Source organism: Rhodococcus sp. LMD, assembly GCF_056108245.1.
In genome coordinates, this window is sequence record NZ_CM148557.1 from 2370259 (window position 1) to 2386914 (window position 16656).

Below are 16656 nucleotides of genomic sequence, written 5' to 3' on the forward strand. Positions count from 1 at the left end.
CGGTTCATTCGCTCGGGTCAGGGGTACGGGGTTCGTGCTTTCCGCCGTAGGCGAGGGCCAGCAGGGTGCGTGCCCCGTGCGCCAGGGCTCGTTCGTCCAGTACGAAGTCGGGCTGGTGAAGATCGTGCCGCGGACTCGTCCCGTCCCAGACCCCCAGCCGCGCCATCGCGCCCGGGACGTGCTCGAGATACCACGCGAAGTCCTCGCCGCCGCTGGACTGTCCCGCCTCGGCGAGGTTCTCGAGGCCCACCACGGACTCGATCGCGGCGAGCATCTCGGCCACCGCCTCGGGGTCGTTGACCACCGGCGGAACGCCCTGCACGTACTCCAGTTCGTGGTCCACGTCGTAGGGGGCGAGCAGTTCGGCGACGCTGCGTCGCACCAGGGGCTCGACCGTCGCCCACGTCTCGTGCGACGCGCTGCGCAACGTGCCCACCAGTTCGCCTTCCTCGGGGATGGCGTTGCCGACGTGCCCGGCCCGAACCCGTCCCCAGGTCAGGACGGTGGCGGTACGGGCGTCGAGGCGTCGATCGAGCACCGATGCCAGACCGGTGACGAGGACGGCCGCCGCGTGGATCAGGTCCCCGGTCAGATGCGGACGGGCCGAATGGCCCCCGGGGGAGGACAACCGGACCGTGAGCACGGCCCCGGACGAGGTGATCGGGCCGGCGCGGGTGGCGAGCTTGCCCGCCTCGAGTTGAGGGGCGCAGTGCAGCGCGAAGATCCGGGACACCCCCTCGAGACCACCCGCCGCGACGACCTCGAGGGCGCCGCCCGGCGTGGTCTCCTCGCCCGGCTGGAAGATCAACCGCACCCGTTGCGGGGGTGGGTCCGCCGCGAGCACGGTGGCTGCCTCGAGCAGCATCGCGGTGTGGGCATCGTGCCCGCACGCGTGGCACACGCCCGCCACGGTCGATGCGTACGGCAACCCGGTGGTCTCGGTGAGCGGCAGGGCGTCGAGGTCGGCCCGCAGCGCGAGGCATTCGCTCGTGTCCGGGCCGACGTCGCACCACAGTCCGGTGCCCCCCGGCAGGGTCACCGGGCTCAGCCCGAGCGAGACCAGCTGATCGCGCACCAGCGCGGTCGTCCGGAACTCCGCGAACGACAGCTCCGGGTGGGCATGCAGGTCCCGTCGCCAGGCGACGACGCGGTCGTGGTCGATCGTCATCCCTCGAGAACTCCGTCGGGTCGGTGACAACTACGGGCCGGTCGAGAGGGGACCGGTTCGTCAGTCAGTTCACCACGGTCGGGGCGACCACGTCCCGGTTCTCGCGTTCGGTGACGCCGTGTGCTCGTCGCGCCCAGGACTCGGCGCCCTCGCCACCTCGACGGCGATGCCCGCACCGAACCGCCGCTACGGCCACGCCGGTCACGAAAGGCCCGGTTCCCGCCCCACACCCCGGCGGGACGGGAACCCGGGGATCACCAGTCGTCACCGCCCCCGATCACCGGGGCCGTCGCCGGCGGGAGCTCGCCGATCACGGCGGTGCTGTTCGCCGCGGACACCAGGATCGCCGGACGGGTCCGCCGGGGCGTGTCGTCGTCCGCGCGTCCGGTGGCCGGGAGGGCGGCCGCGAGCGGATGACGGGCGGTCGAAGCCACGGTGGACACGGGAGCAGTCGCGGTGGACCGGGGGTTCGACGGGGCGCCGCCGAGACCGCCGACCGCGCCCCCGAGGGCCGCCGCGCCTGCCGCGCCCAGCGAGACACCGCCCCCGCCCGGTGCGACGCCACTCGCGCTGCTCGCCGGGGCGGTGGCGGCGGCGAGCGTCGGGGTCGCCGGTCCGGTGCCGCCTGCGAACGCCGCGGCCTGCGTCTGTGCGGGCAGATCGCCGGGCGCACCGGTCGCGGCGACGATCTCCACGGCCTTCGTGGCGGTCGCGGCGACGTCCGACGGAGCGGGCAGGCCGGGCGTGGCGACGGGCGCAGGCACGGTGATCGGCGCGGCGAGCGCGTTCATCGCCGCGGTGTGGCCGAGCAGTTCGCCGCGGGTACGCGCGACCACCGCCAGCGCCGCGGACACGTGCTCGGCGGCGGCTGTGAGCAGCGCGACCTGTCCCGGTGGTGTCAGCGCGACGGGCGCCGTCGCCGCGGCGAACGCCAGGAAGGACTGCGCGATTCCGCCGAGTTCGACGTTGCCGCGCTCGACACTGGCGGTCGCGGCGCGGGTGACCGCTCCGATCTCGTCGCCCCGCTCGCCCAGCTCGACCGCGCTCAGCTGTGCCTGGCGACCCTTGTCGAGCGCGGCCTCGGCGGGTGCCCCCTCCCACGAGTCCGGCAGTGCATGCAGTGCCGTGCGCGTCAGCGACGCCGCGCCCTCGAGCACCCGCGACGACTGCTGCAGCACCGCAGACGGGTCGAGCGCCTCGACGATCCCGGTGCCGAACAGGTCGCCCAGATCGCGCAGGGGACGCAGCAATTCGTCGATTCCCGGCACCGGTGGAACCGGAATCGACTGCAGCACCTCGGATAGTGCATCGAGCCCGGATTCCGGCGACCACGTCGGCGGGGCCGGGGCCGGCGCGGGCAGGGGCAGGTCGAGGACCGGGCCGGCAGGGGACGCGCGGAGCGCGTCGAGGACGGTGGGCGAGGCGACCGGCGCCCCCTGCGCCGTCATCGCGCGCCCCCGATTCCCGCGACGGCCGTGCCGAGACCCGCGGCGGTCGCCGCGTCGAGCGCCTCGTACCGGGCGGCGGCGTCGTGCGCGGCGACACCGCCGGAGGCGTAGACGTACGCCAGCTGGGCGACGGCGCGAGTGTGTGCACCCTGCGCGACGGCGAACGCGGCGACGAAGTCCGCACCGATCAGGCCCATGGCCGGGCTCAGCGACGAGACATTCGCCTGCAGATCCACTCCGCCCGCACGGGCGACCTCCTCCGCGGCGCGCAGGGACGTGCTGCCGAACGCCCGCACCCCGTCGGGCACGACACGGACGCCGCCCCCCGTCGAGAACGAGCCGGCAGCGTCGAACAAACCGCTCATGATGACCCCCCAATCAGATTCGCGTGCGCAGCACTCTAACTCGAGGGGGCGACACGGGCGACGAGCGCGCGGGCGACGTCGCGCACGGGCTCTGTGGGGCCGGTGAACCCGAGCACGCGCAGGGCCGCCTCCGCCAGCACCTCCGGCAGGTCGGCGACGTCGTCCCTGCCCCCGTCCGCCCGGGTGTTGATGGCGGATTCGACCAACCGGAACGGCAGGTCGGCCCGGGGATCGTCGGCCTCGGCTCCGGCGGCGCGAGGGCCGAGGACGGTGACCGCGAGCCGGCGGTAGCACGCGCGCAGACCGGCCCGGGCGGCGTGGAACTGTGCGAACCGGTCGGTGCGGACCTCCGGGAGCAGATACAGCGCACCGAGATTCCACCGTCCCGTGACGAGTTGTGCGGTGTCGAACAGTGCTAGGGCGTACAGCCGTGCCTCGGTCGGCGCGTCGTCGCCGAGCTGCTCGCAGAACGACAGGGTGGGGGCGACGGTCTGCTCGAGCAGCGCCGCGAGGATGTCGTCCTTGGTGGCGAAGTGGTTGTACAGGGAGGCCTGCCGGACGCCGACCGCCTCGGCGACGAGTCGCGTCGAGGTGGATGCGAATCCGCGGGTGGTGAACAGTTCCGCTGCGGCGTCGAGGATCTCGGCGCGTGCGGTGGCACCGGGTCGGCGTGGCCCGTGCAGTCGAGGGCGTCCGGGGCGGGCATGGGTCACGCCGTCGACGATGGCACAGATCCGGCGACCGCGGCCGAGCGGGGGCGCGGTGAGCAGACCGTCACACGGTGGAAACGTCGGTCACGAACTCGTTACGCCGCGGTCATTCGGACAAGACGTGGCCTCGCGAAAACTGTCACTCGACAGTTTTTCGACGGTCATCCGGCCGCCGCACCGCGCACAGAAACGGACACCGCCATGAGCCTGACGCTCACCCGGCCGGCTGCCGCTGCACCGGCCGCCCCGCACCAGGACGCGGGCGACCTGGGCGAATTCGGCTACCAGCAACAGCTGCACCGCAACCTCGGCAGGTTCGCCTCCTTCGCCGCCGGCTTCTCGTTCGTCTCCATCCTCACGACCATCTTCCAGCTGTTCGGCCTCGGCTTCGGCTTCGGCGGCCCCGCCTTCTTCTGGACGTGGGTGGTGGTGTTCGCCGGCCAGTTCACGGTCGCCCTGAACTTCGCCGAACTCGCGGCGCGCTACCCGATCTCCGGGGCGATCTACCAGTGGTCCCGCCGGATGGGCGGCGAGGTGGTCGGCTGGTTCGCCGGCTGGTTCATGATCCTCGCGCAGATGGTGACCGCCGCGGCCGCCGCGATCGCCCTGCAGGTGGTTCTCCCGGCCGTCTGGAGCGGATTCCAGATCATCGGCGACGACCCGTCGCTGACCTCCTCGTCCGGGGCCGCCAACGCCGTCCTGCTCGGGTCGGTGCTGCTCGTGCTCACCACGATCATCAACAGCATCGGCGTGAACTGGATGTCGCGGATCAACAGCATCGGCGTCACCTGCGAGATCGTCGGCGTCGTCGCCGTGATCGGCATGTTCTTCACCCATGCCGTCCGCGGCCCGCAGGTCGTCCTCGACACCGGCGTGCCCGGGGCGAGCCCCGGGTACGGCTGGGCCTGGATCGTCTCGGGTCTCATGGCCGCCTACGTCATGGTCGGTTTCGGCTCGGCCGGCGAACTCGCCGAGGAGACCCGCAACCCGCGGCGGGTCGCCCCCCGCACCATCCGCCTCGCCCTGTCCGTCTCCGCGATCGGCGGCGGCCTGATGATCCTCGGCGCCCTCATGGCCGCCCCCAGCCTCACCGACGGTCGCCTCGCCGCCGAGGGCCTGCCCTACGTGCTCGGCGCCATCCTGTCCTCGCCGTGGGGCACGCTGCTCCTCGTCGACGTGGCCATCGCCGTGTTCATCTGCACCCTGGCCATCCAGACCGCCGCGTCGCGCCTGATCTTCTCGATGGCCCGTGACGAGCGCCTGCCCGCGTCGAAGGTCCTGTCGCACGTCAACGCCCGCACCGGCACTCCCATCGCGCCGGCCGTGCTGATCGGTGTGGTGTGCATCGGCATCCTCGCGGTGAACATGGGCAACAGCGCGATCTTCGCCACCCTGTCGAGCGTGTGCATCGTGCTCATCTACCTCGCCTACCTGATGGTCACCGTCCCGCTGCTGCTGCGCCGGCTGCGCGGCCGGCCGCACGACGCCGCGACGACCGACGCCGACGGCAACCCGCTGTTCTCCCTCGGCCGATGGGGTCTTCCCGTCAACGTCCTCGCCGTCGCGTACGGCCTGCTGATGGTGATCAACCTGTCCTGGCCGCGCGCCGAGATCTTCGACCCGGACGGCACCATGCCGCTGCTGCAGTGGGCCGCGCCGCTCACCGTCGCCGCCGTCGTCGCCCTGGGCGCCCTGTGCTTCCCGCGCCGCACCGCGCACCCGAACCCCGTCACGATCGGAGCCCGAGCATGACCGACACCGCGACCACCCGCGCCGCGAAGGCACACGCCCGAGCGCAGGCCGGCACCGTCACCGCCGGCATGCCCACCGTCCCCGCCTCGGCGCACCCGACCCCACCCGGCGGCCGCACGGCCCCCATGACCTGGGCCGAGACCGTGCCCGGCGGCCGCTACACCACCAAGGTCCTCGCCCGCGGCACCCGGCTGCGCCTGCGCGACCTCGACGGCGCCGCCTGCGCCCACCTGCTGCTCTTCCGCGCCGACGCCCCGCACGAGCGCCTCAACGTCGCCGACACCGTCAAGGTGCCGTGGCAGGCCTACCTCGGAGTCGGACATCCGCTGCTGTCGGACCAAGGCCGGGTGCTCGCCACCGTCGTCGCCGACACCTCCGGCCGGCACGACGCGCTGTGCGGCACCACCCACCTGGCCGGGAACACCACGAAATACGGTGCGGGCAGCCTGCATTCGCACGCGCCCGCGGGTCGGGAGCTGTTCACCGTCGCCGCGGCGAAGCACGGCCTGGCCCCCCGCGACCTCCCGCCGTCGCTGTCGTTCTTCCACGGCGTGCACGTCGGCGGCGACGGCGCGCTGACCAGCACCGGCAGCGCCGGGGCCGGAGCCTGCGTCGAGCTGCTGATCCACCTGCCGGTCATCGCGCTGATCGCCAACACCGCCCACCCCCTCGACCCGGCGCCACGTTTCTCCACCACCACCCTCGAAGTGCTCGCCTGGCACGCCCCGCGCGACCTCGACGCCCTGCCGAACACGGACCCCGAATACCGGCGCGCCGTCCTCAACACCGAGGACGCCTGGATCGCCGCCACCGGAACGGAGCACTGATCATGACCTCGACCCTCGACCTGCCCGCCCTCGTGCCCGGGACGGTGATCCGCGACGAGATCGCCGGCGCCCGCGGACCCTGGTCGGCCGTCGTCGCCGCCGGCGACGTGCTCACCGTCGTCGACCTGCACGGCAACCAGGCCGTCGACACCCTGATCTACGACGCGCACGACACCGCCGTCCGCTACAGCGCACCCGCCACGATCGCTGCCCAGCAACACCTGTTCCTCACCACGGGATCCGTGCTGCGCGCCGGCGACGGCGAGGCCCTCATGACCCTCGTCGCCGACGAGGTCGGCAATCACGACACCGTCGGCGGCGCCTGCTCGCAGGAATCGAACACCCTGCGCTACGGCCACCACACGAAGCATCAGCACGCGTGCGTCGAGAACTTCCTCGCCGAAGGCGCCCGGTGGGGCCTGGGCAAACGCGACCTCGTCTCCAACATCAACTTCTTCATGAACGTGCCCGTCGACCCCGACGGCACCCTCGGCATCGTCGACGGCCTGTCCGCCCCCGGCAAGCGCCTCGCACTGCGCGCCGACCGCGACGTGCTCGTCCTCGTCTCCAACTGTCCGCAGATCAACAACCCGTGCAACGGTTTCGACCCGACCGAGGTGCGGATGATCGTCACCCGACCGGAGGCTTGCCCGTCATGACCACCAAGATCACCGTCGACCGGCCCGGCATGCTCACCACCGTCCAGGACTACCCCGGACGCACCGGCTACTGGCAGATCGGGGTCCCGCCGTCCGGCCCCATGGACGACCTGTCGTTCCGCCTCGGCAACGCCTCGCTCGGCAACCCCGACGGGGCGCCCGGTCTCGAATCCGTCATGGCCGGGCCGGCACTGCGCTTCACCGACGCCACGCGGGTGTGCGTCACGGGTGCCCCGGCGACCGTGCGGGTGGACGGCACGGTGGTCCCGCAGTGGCGCCCCGTCACCGTCCCCGCCGGTGGCGTGCTCGACGTCGGAGCCCTCGCCGGCCCCGGGCTGCGCGTGTACGTACTCGTGCAGGGTGGTCTCGACGTCCCCGAGTTCCTCGGCAGCGCAGCGACGTTCACGCTCGGGCGGTTCGGTGGTCACGAGGGGAGGACGCTCGCCGAGGGGGACGTGCTCGTCGTGGGGGAGTCGGCGAGCGGCCCGGCGGTCCCGGTTCCCGCCGAGCACGTCCCGGCCATGACCACCCGCTGGGACATCGCCGTCACCGAAGGTCCGCACGGTGCCCCGGAGTTCTTCACCCGCACCGACATCGACACGATCTACGCCACCGAGTACGAGGTGCACTTCAACTCCGACCGCACCGGTGTGCGGCTCGTCGGGCCGAAGCCGCGGTGGGCCCGGCCCGACGGCGGGGAGGCGGGGCTGCACCCGTCGAACATCCACGACAACGCCTACTCCGTCGGCGCCCTCGACTTCACCGGCGACACCCCCATCCTGCTCGGGCCCGACGGGCCGAGTCTGGGCGGATTCGTCTGTCCCGTCACCGTCGTCGCGGCCGAGCGGTGGAAGCTGGGTCAGCTCGCCCCCGGGCACCGGGTGCGGTTCGTCCCGGTCCGGGCCGAGCACGCCGCGTCGCGGCGGGCGCTGGGGGTGGCCCGCCGGGCGGGGCTGTCGCTGGTGGTCTCGCCCGGTGGGGACGGCGACGACGGCGTGCTCGCCCGTCGCGACGGCGACACCCCGGTGACCTATCGGCGCAGCGGGGACGACAACGTCCTCGTCGAGTACGGCGACATGACCCTCGATCTCGCGTTGCGCGCCCGGGTGCACGCCCTGCACCAGCGGCTCGACGCCGAACGCCCCGCGGGTCTGCTCGAGCTCACCCCCGGCATCCGGTCGCTGCAGGTCAAGGTCGATCCCGACGTGCTGCCGGTGCCGGCGCTGCTCGACCTGCTCGCCGACGTGGAGGGGCAGCTCCCGGCGAGCGACGAGCTCGTGGTGCCGAGCCGGCAGGTGCGGCTGCCGCTCTCGTGGGACGACCCGGCCACTCGTGAGGCCATCCAGCGGTACATGCACGGGGTGCGGGCGGATGCGCCGTGGTGCCCGTGGAACATCGAGTTCATCCGGCGGATGAACGGCCTCGCCTCGGTGAACGACGTGTTCGACACCGTCTTCGCCGCCGACTACATGGTGCTCGGCCTCGGTGACGTGTACCTCGGGGCGCCCGTCGCGACGCCGCTCGACCCGCGGCACCGGCTGGTGACGACCAAGTACAACCCGGCGCGGACGTGGACGCCGGAGAACGCCGTCGGCATCGGTGGGGCGTACCTGTGCATCTACGGGATGGAGGGTCCGGGCGGCTACCAGTTCGTCGGCCGCACGACGCAGGTGTGGAACCACCGGCATCCGCAGCCGGCTGGGCCGTTCGAGGCGGGAACGCCCTGGTTGCTGCGCTTCTTCGACCGGATCTCCTGGTATCCCGTCGAGCCGGAGGAACTGCTGGACCTGCGCGCCGACCTCGCCGCCGGCCGGGGCGGGGGAGTCGAGATCGTCGACGGCACCTTCTCGCTCGCCGAGCACGAGCGGTTCCTCGCGGACCACGCCGCGTCGATCGACGCGTTCCGGCGGGTGCAGTCGGTGGCGTTCGGCGCCGAACGTGCCCGCTGGGAGGCCGGAGGCGCATAGCGCCGGTGTGCCCTTTGGGCTGCTGGGACAGCCCAAAGGGCACACCGGCGGCGCAGCCGCCTGCGCTTGACTGCGATTAGCACGTATGTTCGACTGTCTGCATGCGGTGGGCGGCACAGACTCTCGACGTCGACGACGGCGCGCTCCCGGGTCTCGAACGGGCCGGGCTCGTCCGCAGCGTCCGGACCCCCGAATTCGACGGAATCACCTTCCACGAGGTGCTGTGCAAGAGCGCGCTGAACAAGACGCCCGAGGCCTCACAGCTTCCGTTCCGCTTCACCGTCAACACCTTTCGCGGGTGCTCGCACGCCTGCCGGTACTGCTTCGCCCGGCCGACCCACGAGTACCTCGACCTCGATGCGGGCCGCGACTTCGACAGCCAGATCGTCGTCAAGACCAATGTCGCCGCGGTCCTGCGCCGCGAACTCGCCCGACGGTCGTGGAAGCGCGAGCACGTCGCCCTCGGCACCAACACCGACCCGTACCAGCGGGCCGAGGGCCGCTACCGGCTCATGCCCGGTGTCATCCGTGCCCTCGCCGAGTCCGGCACCCCGTTCTCCATCCTCACCAAGGGCACGCTGTTGCGCCGCGACCTGCCGTTGCTCACCCTGGCCGCCGGGCAGGTCGACGTCGGGGTCGCGGTGTCGCTCGCGATCGGCGACCCCGAACTGCAACAGCAGATCGAGCCCGGCACGCCCACACCGAAGGCGCGGCTGGACCTGATCCGCGCGATCAGCGACGCCGGCCTGCCCTGCCACGTCATGGTCGCCCCCGTCATCCCGTGCCTCACCGACTCGAGCCGGCACCTCGACGACCTGCTCGGCGCGCTCTCCGCCGCCGGGGCCACCGGCGTGACGGTGCTGCCGATGCACCTGCGCGGCGCCACCCGCGGCTGGTTCCTGTCGTGGCTGGGCCGGGAACATCCGGCCCTGATCCGGCGGTATCGGCAGATCTACGGCCGCGGCGCGTACGTCTCGCCGGAGTACAGGACGTGGCTGAAGGGCCGCGTGGATCCCCTGGTGGCCCGCTACGGACTCGGCGCACGCGTGACCGAGCACCGGCGCCCGGCCGCGGCATCCCCGCGGCCGGGCACCGCACCGGCGGATCCCACGCTGTTCTGAATCAGGTGGTTTCCGGGACCCGGACGGCGACGTCGGCGTTCGCTTCCACCGACGGCGCGGGACGACGGCGCTGGCGGTAGATCCCGACACCGACGACGACGGCGGCGAGGGCCGAGGACGTCAGCATCTGACTGCGCGTGCTCTCCAGGGCGACCATGCCCACGCACAGCGCGACGATCGCGGCAATGGTGACCCAGGTGAGGTAGGGGAACAGCCACATCTTCGGCGACAGCTCCCGGCCCTGGGCCTCGAGGGACCGCCGCATACGCAGCTGCGATGCCGCGATGACGAGCCACACGAACAGCGCGATCGCGCCGGAGGAATTGACCAGGAACAGGAACACCGTCTCGGGGTAGAGGTAGTTCAGGCCCACGGTGAGGAATCCGACCACGGTGGAGACGAGAACCGCGTTGCGCGGCACCCCGGACCGCCCGATGCGGGCCAGCGACGGCGGGGCGTCCCCGCGGCGCGACAGGGAGAAGATCATGCGGCTGGCGGTGTACAGGCCCGAATTCAGGCACGAGAGCACCGACGTCAGCACGATGACGTCCATGATGGTGGCGGCCGCGGGGATGCCGTAGGAGTCGATGACCGCCACGTACGGGCTCAGCGCCACCGAGGCGTCGTCCCACGGCAGCAGGGTGACGACGACGGCGATCGAGCCGATGTAGAAGATCAGGATCCGCCACACGACCGACCGCACCGCCTTGCGCACCGCCTCGGCGGGGTTGGCGGACTCGCCGGCGGCGATGGTCGCGATCTCGGCTCCGAAGAACGAGAACACCACGACGAGGACGCCGGCGAGCACGGCACCCGTCCCGTTGGGGAAGAAGCCGCCGTGACCGGTGAGATTGCTCATTCCGGGCGTGTCGACGCCGGGCAGCAGGCCGCAGATCGCGAGGACGCCGAGCACGAGGAATGCGACGATCGCCGTCACCTTGATCGCGGCGAACCAGAACTCGAACTCGCCGAACGATTTGACCGACGCGATGTTGGTCAGCGTCAGCACGATCATGAGCGCCAGCGCCCACGTCCACTGGGGCACGCCGGGCATCCAGCGGTTCATGATGACCGCGCCGGCGGTCGCCTCGATGCCCAGCACGATGATCCAGAACCAGGCGTAGAGCCATCCGATGGAGAAGCCGGCCCATCGCCCGATGGCGCGGTCGGCGTACGCCGAGAACGACCCCGTCTGCGGATTGGCCGCCGCCATCTCGCCGAGCATGCGCATCACGAGCACGACGACGACCCCGGCGAGTGCGTAGGCGACCAGCACGCCGGGGCCGGTCTCCCGGATCGCAGCGCCCGAGCCGACGAACAAGCCTGCACCGATGACTCCCGCGATCGCGATCATCGACAGATGTCGCTTCTGGAGCGTGTGCCTCAGTCCGGGTTCGGCACTGTTCGACATGGGATCCCCTTCACAACCAGGTTCGGTATCGAGTGTGATGCACCTCTCGACTGCCTGAGTCTGAGGTTCCGCGTCCGGCGCCGTAATGGACACATCGGCAAGCCGAGGGGTCCGAGGCTCGACGAAACGGCAGATGAGCGCCCACGGCCTGGGGTTTTCCGGCGGTCGGCGGGGCCGCGCGCGGGCCGACTTAACGGGAAGTTAACGGACGCCGTCCGGGCAAAGTCGGCATTTCGCCCGGCGGCCGTACCGCCGCACGGCTACCGCGGCTCGGCTCGCTCCCGCACCAGGATCCACCGGTTGACACCGCCGCGCCTCCGGTACGACAACTCGTCCAGCGCCGCCATGGCGATCGCCAACCCGCGCCCCCGCTCGGCCAGCGCATCCGGCAGTTCGACGGCCTCGAGATCCACCCGGGCCGGCCGCCCCTCGTCGGTGAATTCGGCCTCGAGGCGCTCGGGGAGCGCACGCAGCTGCAGGCTCATCGACACAGCCTGCCCGAGGGCGGCGTGCTCGATGATGTTCGCCGCGATCTCGGCGACGGCGATCTCGAACGGGAAGCGATCCGCGTCCTCGACACGCCCCGCGGACATCATCTCCTCGATCAGTGCGTGCACCCGGGTGAGCGTGTCGGCGTCCGTGACGGTCGTCAGGGTCCAGGAGCGTGTGCCGTCGTCAGTCGCCATCGAACGCGGCGTCCGCGGAGTCGTAGGTGCGCAGCACCCGGTCCAGGCTCGTCAGCGACAGCACGCTGCGCACCTGGGCCGTAGGCGACGCCAGCCGAAGATCACCGCCGGCCTGCCGGGCGGCCTTGAGCCCGGACACCAGTGCCCCGAGCCCCGAGGAGTCGATGAACTCCGTGGCGGCGAGGTCGACGACCACCCGGGCGGACCCGCTGTCGACGAGGTCGCGCAGCTGTTCCCGCAGCCGTGGTGCGGCGACCATGTTCAGTCGGCCCTCGGGCCGCACCACCACCACGTCCGAGCCGGTGGTGCGGGTTGCGAAGTGCGTCATCCGTTTCCTTCCGTGTCGGGCCCGCGGTAGCGGACCGCCGGTATCACCACACTGAGGATCGCCAGGTCGAACAGCACCCAGAACAGGTTGACGCCGACGCCCAGCACCGAGCTCGCACCCAGATACAGGCGCACCACGCCCACCGCCGACGCGAGCACCAGCAGCACCATCGCCGCGATCTGGTAGCGCACCTTGCCCCAGGGCGGCCCGGCACGGCGCTGCCGCGTCTTCGGGGTCACCGCGAAGTCGAGGGGCTTGTGCAGATACACGTTGCGAAACGCCGTCCAGCACGCCTGGATCCACACCGGGAACAGCGCCAGACTGTACTGCTGCCCCCGCCAGGTCGGGGTGCCACGACTGACGACGACGAACAGCACCTGGTTCAACAGCAGGAACGGGACGAGCCGGCCGAAGAAGTCCCAGCTGTAGGCCTGCACGGGCAGGACTCCGAAGATCAGGTAGATCACCGGCGCGGCGATGTAGGCGAGGGCCGCGAATCCCGCGAGGTAGCTCCACATCGTCGCCCAGTACATCAGACGCTGCGCGATCGTCAATCCCCGCTGCACGAGCGGATTCTCACGCAACATCACCTGGATCGTGCCCTGCGCCCAGCGCAGCCGCTGGGTGAGCATCGTGCCCACGTCCTCGGGCGCGAGACCGTGCGCCAGCACCTCGTGGTGATAGACCGACTTCCAGCCCATCCCGTGCAGGCGCATCGACGTGGCCATGTCCTCGGTCACCGAGATCGTCGCCAGCGCCAGCGTCGGCTCCGCCTCGTCGTCGCGGCTGACGTCGACGGCGCGGATCATCGTGCGAATCGACTCGAGCGCCCCGAGCGGCGACCACTCGCGGTCGGCGAGGCGCGACAACGTCGTCTCGTCGAGCAGAACTCCGTCGGCGTCGGACCCGGGGGTGGCGGTCAGGGCGGCGATCGCCTCCAGGTCTGCGCGGATCGATCCGGCGTCCGCGTCGACCACGGCACGTGCGGCCTCGTCCACGCTCTGCTGGAACCGGTAGGTCACCTCGGCGAGCGGCTGTCCCTGCCGGACCGCCGCGCGGGCTGTGCGCACGGCCACCCGCACCGAATCGAGGGCGGCGAGAACCTCCGGCTGGTTCGCGCCGAGCTCGGATCGCGCCCGGTCGAGCACCTTGCCGGCCGTGCGCAGCGCCCGCACCACGCCCTCCTCGACGGCACGGACGTAGCCGGTGATGCCCAGCTGCATCAGCGCCTCGCGGCGCAGGATCGCGTTCGAACCGCAGAAGAATGCGGCATTCCAGCCGTCCTTGCCCTGCTGGATCGGGCCGTAGAACAGCGGGGCCTGGCTGCCCAGCGGATCGGACTCCGGCACGTTGACGAAGTACTGCGGCGTCTGCACCAGGGCCGTGCGCTCGTCCTGGAAATAGCCCAGGGTGCGGTGCAGGATCTCCGGGTCCGGCACCTGATCTGCGTCGAGGACGAGGATGAACTCGCCGTGTGTGTGCAGCAGGGCGTTGTTGAGGTTGCCCGCCTTGGCGTGGCGGGGCTTGTTCGTCCAGCTGGCCGCCCGCGTCATGTATCGGACGCCGAGTTCGGCTGCTGCACTTTGCAATTCGGGTCGCTCACCGTCGTCCAGGATCCAGGTCTCGTGCGGGTAGCGGATGCGCGCCGCGGCCTCGGCGGTCCGTGTCACCAGGTCGACCGGCTCGTTGTAGGTGGTGATGAAGACGTCGACGGTCAGCCCGTCCGGTGCGGCCGGCGGCGCGGCGCGCCGTCGCCACCGCCACATCGTGAGCCCGAACAGCATCGAGTCGATCAGGCTGTACGTCTCGGCGACGACGAGAGGCACCGCGATCCACCACGCGGACCAGTTGACGGAGAACAGCCAGCGCCACACCACGTAGTTCAGGCCGAGCAGTACCGTCGCGGCGATCAGGATCCGCAGGCCCGGCGACGGGTAGCGGTCCGCGCCGGCCGCACTCACGCGTCCTCGCAGCGACGCACGGCGACGACGGTGACGTCGTCCATCGGTGCGTTCCCCTCGGCCAGTGCCCGCGCCGCCCGGGTCAGGTCGTGCGGCGTCGCATGTTCGGCCACGAACCGGTACAGGGCCGCCCGGTCGCTGTGCTCGTCGAGCAGGTCGAGCAGCCCGTCGGAGCAGATCACCAGCGTGTCACCGGGTTCGAGGCGCGTGCACTGCGCCTGCCACGTCGTCTCCCGCAGCACGCCGACGGGTAGCCCGGTGCCCGCCAGCGGCGCCACGGAGCCGTCCGTGCGGCGGATCGCGGCCAAGCCGTGCCCGGCGTCGACGTAGTCCACCGACCCGCTCGCGAACTCGACGGCGGCATGGAACACGGTGACGAAGGTGCCGGTGTGCTCGCAGTCGTCCGTGAGGTTCTCGGCCGCGGCGCTCAACGCGGCGCCCGTGTCCAGGACGCTGCATGCCTCGGCGTGGCTGAACCGCTCCATCACCCGGGACGCGCCGCGGAACGTGGAGCGCACCGCCGAGGACAGGATCGCCGCGCCGAGGCCCTTGCCCATCACGTCGGCGACGGTGACGACCAGTCCGCCGCGCAACAGATAGTGGTCGTAGAAGTCGCCGCCGACCACGAACGCCGGAATGCACACAGCCTGCACCTCGTATCCGGGCAGCCCGGTCAACGGTCGCGGCAGCAGCTGGGACTGCATCGCGGCGGCGCGATCGAGTTCGTCGGCGCGCTGCAGTTCCCGCTGCGCCCATTCGGCGAGTTCGGCGAACGCGTCGAGCTGGTCGGGTCCGAGTGTCCGCGGCTCGGTGTCGTAGATGCAGAACGTGCCGACGGGATGACCCGCCGGACCGTACAACGGGTAACCCGCGTAGAAGCGGACGCCGTCGTCGCCGCCGACCCCGGGAATGCCGGCGAACCGGGGATCGGCGGCGGCGTCCTCTACGATCAGCGTCGGATCACCGGGGTGACGGTAGATGCGCGCAATCGTGGTCTTGCACATGCTCTCCTCGCGCGGCACCTGCACGAGGTCGAGCCCCTGGAGGGACTTGAACCAGAGCCGGTCCCGGTCGAGCAGCGCGACACTCGCCATGGGCACCCCGAACACGTGCCGGGCCATGCGGGTGATGTGGTCGAACCGGTCCTCCGGCGGCGTGTCGAGGACCTCGAGCCGTTCGAGGTCGCGCACGCGCTCGTCCTCGAGGTCGTCGGGGATGTGCGAGGTGTCGGTCGTCATGTCAGCGCTGCCTCCGCTGCAGGGCCTCCGCCAGCGCCGCCGCCGATTCCGGGGTACTCGCCAGCCGCCAGTCGGTCTCCTTGTCGTGATCGAACCAGACGAACGCCGCGACGTCCGCTCGATCGTCGAGAAACGAGATCAGGTCGGCGACCCAGTCCGGCTTCGACCCGCCCACGTCGGTGCTGCCCACCTCGGTGACCGCGATCGGCTTGCCCGGCGCGATCCGGCCGAGTTCGTCGAGGGTCTCCTCGAACAGCTCCCGCGGCGACGTCCAGCGGCTCCACGGCTGCGTGGCGCCCCAGTTGTACCCGTCGACCCCGACCACGTCGACGTACTCCGCCCCCGGGTACAGGTCCGCGATCGCGCTGCTGCCCTCGAACGAGACGTTCGGAGCCCACACCCATTTCACGTTGGCCACCCCTTTCGACGCGAACAACTCGTGCACGTGACGCCACGCTGCGACGTAGACGTGCGGCGGTGTCCCCCCGGTCGGACTCCAGGGGTACCAGGTGCCGTTCGGCTCGTGCGCGAAACGCAGGTAGACGGTCGAACCCCACGCGGCGAGCTCGTCGGCCCAGCGGTAGAGGTAGTCGTCGTGCACGCCCGCCACGATCGACGCCATCGTGAACTCGCTGCGCTCGTACCGTCCGTCGCCGAGCCAGCGCCACGGCTCCCACGTGACGATCGGGTCGGCGCCCAGCCGCCGTACCGCGGCGAGTCCGGCGACGGGCGGCGGTGAGGCGAAGTCGGAGAACGACAGCACCACGGTCGGGGGAGTGCCCGCGATCTCGGCGACCCGTTCGAACTCGTCGACGGCGGTCGGGCCGCCGGGCGTACTCACACCGAATCGCAGGCACGCGCCCACCGGCTCGTGCAGCGGCGTGACCACGGCGCCGCAGTCGACGGCCGGCGCGCATCCCACGGCCGCCGACACCGCGACGGCGAGACCCGCCGCGACCGACGCCGGGCGAGCATGTCCGCTTCTCACCGTTCCACCCTCGCATCCCGGACGAAC

General features: G+C 71.5%; 15 protein-coding genes. 5 read left to right on the forward strand and 10 right to left on the reverse strand.

Annotation, left to right across the window (positions count from 1 at the left end; translation table 11 throughout):
- Positions 1-4: 4 nt before the first annotated feature.
- The 4 genes from ACWPQI_RS11135 to ACWPQI_RS11150 all read right to left on the reverse strand — a co-directional run bounded on the left by ACWPQI_RS11135 (position 5) and on the right by ACWPQI_RS11150 (position 3694).
- On the reverse strand, positions 5-1168 hold the full coding sequence (locus tag ACWPQI_RS11135; protein ID WP_017681341.1) for an amidohydrolase: 1164 nt from the start codon (positions 1166-1168) through the stop codon (positions 5-7).
- 254 nt (positions 1169-1422) lie between these two features.
- Positions 1423-2616, reverse strand: a complete 1194-nt coding sequence (locus ACWPQI_RS11140) for a hypothetical protein (RefSeq protein WP_010595219.1) — start codon at positions 2614-2616, stop codon at positions 1423-1425.
- Positions 2613-2981 (reverse strand): type VII secretion target, encoded by a 369-nt coding sequence (locus ACWPQI_RS11145; protein WP_048774315.1) that lies wholly within the window; start codon positions 2979-2981, stop codon positions 2613-2615. The genes ACWPQI_RS11140 and ACWPQI_RS11145 overlap by 4 nt, the downstream gene beginning before the upstream one ends.
- Positions 2982-3016: 35 nt before the next feature.
- Positions 3017-3694, reverse strand: a complete 678-nt coding sequence (locus ACWPQI_RS11150) for a TetR/AcrR family transcriptional regulator (protein WP_474738801.1) — start codon at positions 3692-3694, stop codon at positions 3017-3019.
- 198 nt (positions 3695-3892) lie between these two features.
- Between ACWPQI_RS11150 and ACWPQI_RS11155 the strand changes: the two genes are divergently transcribed.
- From ACWPQI_RS11155 to ACWPQI_RS11175, 5 genes are all read left to right on the forward strand, one after another.
- The gene (locus ACWPQI_RS11155) at positions 3893-5443 is read left to right on the forward strand and encodes an amino acid permease (RefSeq protein WP_010595216.1); all 1551 of its coding nucleotides are present in this window, start codon (positions 3893-3895) and stop codon (positions 5441-5443) included.
- A complete protein-coding gene (locus ACWPQI_RS11160; RefSeq protein ID WP_010595215.1) occupies positions 5440-6270 on the forward strand; it encodes an urea amidolyase associated protein UAAP1 in 831 nt (276 codons plus the stop codon). Before ACWPQI_RS11155 ends, ACWPQI_RS11160 begins: the two co-directional genes overlap by 4 nt.
- Before the next feature lie 2 nt (positions 6271-6272).
- On the forward strand, positions 6273-6929 hold the full coding sequence (locus ACWPQI_RS11165) for an urea amidolyase associated protein UAAP2 (protein WP_010595214.1): 657 nt from the start codon (positions 6273-6275) through the stop codon (positions 6927-6929).
- Positions 6926-8896, forward strand: a complete 1971-nt coding sequence (locus tag ACWPQI_RS11170; RefSeq protein ID WP_010595213.1) for a 5-oxoprolinase/urea amidolyase family protein — start codon at positions 6926-6928, stop codon at positions 8894-8896. The genes ACWPQI_RS11165 and ACWPQI_RS11170 overlap by 4 nt, the downstream gene beginning before the upstream one ends.
- A gap of 101 nt (positions 8897-8997) precedes the next feature.
- The gene (locus ACWPQI_RS11175; protein WP_040271206.1) at positions 8998-10017 is read left to right on the forward strand and encodes an Rv2578c family radical SAM protein; all 1020 of its coding nucleotides are present in this window, start codon (positions 8998-9000) and stop codon (positions 10015-10017) included.
- Between the two features lies 1 nt (position 10018).
- Here the strand turns inward: ACWPQI_RS11175 and ACWPQI_RS11180 are convergent, their stop codons facing one another.
- The 6 genes from ACWPQI_RS11180 to ACWPQI_RS11205 form a co-directional block, all read right to left on the reverse strand.
- On the reverse strand, positions 10019-11428 hold the full coding sequence (locus ACWPQI_RS11180; RefSeq protein ID WP_017681692.1) for an amino acid permease: 1410 nt from the start codon (positions 11426-11428) through the stop codon (positions 10019-10021).
- A 260-nt stretch (positions 11429-11688) separates the two neighbouring features.
- Positions 11689-12114 carry an ATP-binding protein gene (locus ACWPQI_RS11185; RefSeq protein ID WP_010595210.1) on the reverse strand — a complete coding sequence of 142 codons (426 nt, stop codon included), beginning with the start codon at positions 12112-12114 and terminating at the stop codon, positions 11689-11691.
- The gene (locus ACWPQI_RS11190; protein ID WP_010595209.1) at positions 12104-12442 is read right to left on the reverse strand and encodes an STAS domain-containing protein; all 339 of its coding nucleotides are present in this window, start codon (positions 12440-12442) and stop codon (positions 12104-12106) included. Before ACWPQI_RS11190 ends, ACWPQI_RS11185 begins: the two co-directional genes overlap by 11 nt.
- Positions 12439-14403: a glycosyltransferase gene (locus ACWPQI_RS11195; RefSeq protein WP_010595208.1), complete on the reverse strand. Its 1965-nt coding sequence runs from the start codon at positions 14401-14403 to the stop codon at positions 12439-12441. The genes ACWPQI_RS11190 and ACWPQI_RS11195 overlap by 4 nt, the downstream gene beginning before the upstream one ends.
- The gene (locus ACWPQI_RS11200; RefSeq protein ID WP_407040829.1) at positions 14400-15641 is read right to left on the reverse strand and encodes a PP2C family protein-serine/threonine phosphatase; all 1242 of its coding nucleotides are present in this window, start codon (positions 15639-15641) and stop codon (positions 14400-14402) included. Before ACWPQI_RS11200 ends, ACWPQI_RS11195 begins: the two co-directional genes overlap by 4 nt.
- A gap of 1 nt (position 15642) precedes the next feature.
- Entirely contained in the window at positions 15643-16629 is a 987-nt protein-coding gene (locus tag ACWPQI_RS11205) for a glycoside hydrolase family 26 protein (RefSeq protein WP_017681691.1), read from the reverse strand.
- Positions 16630-16656: the final 27 nt, after the last annotated feature.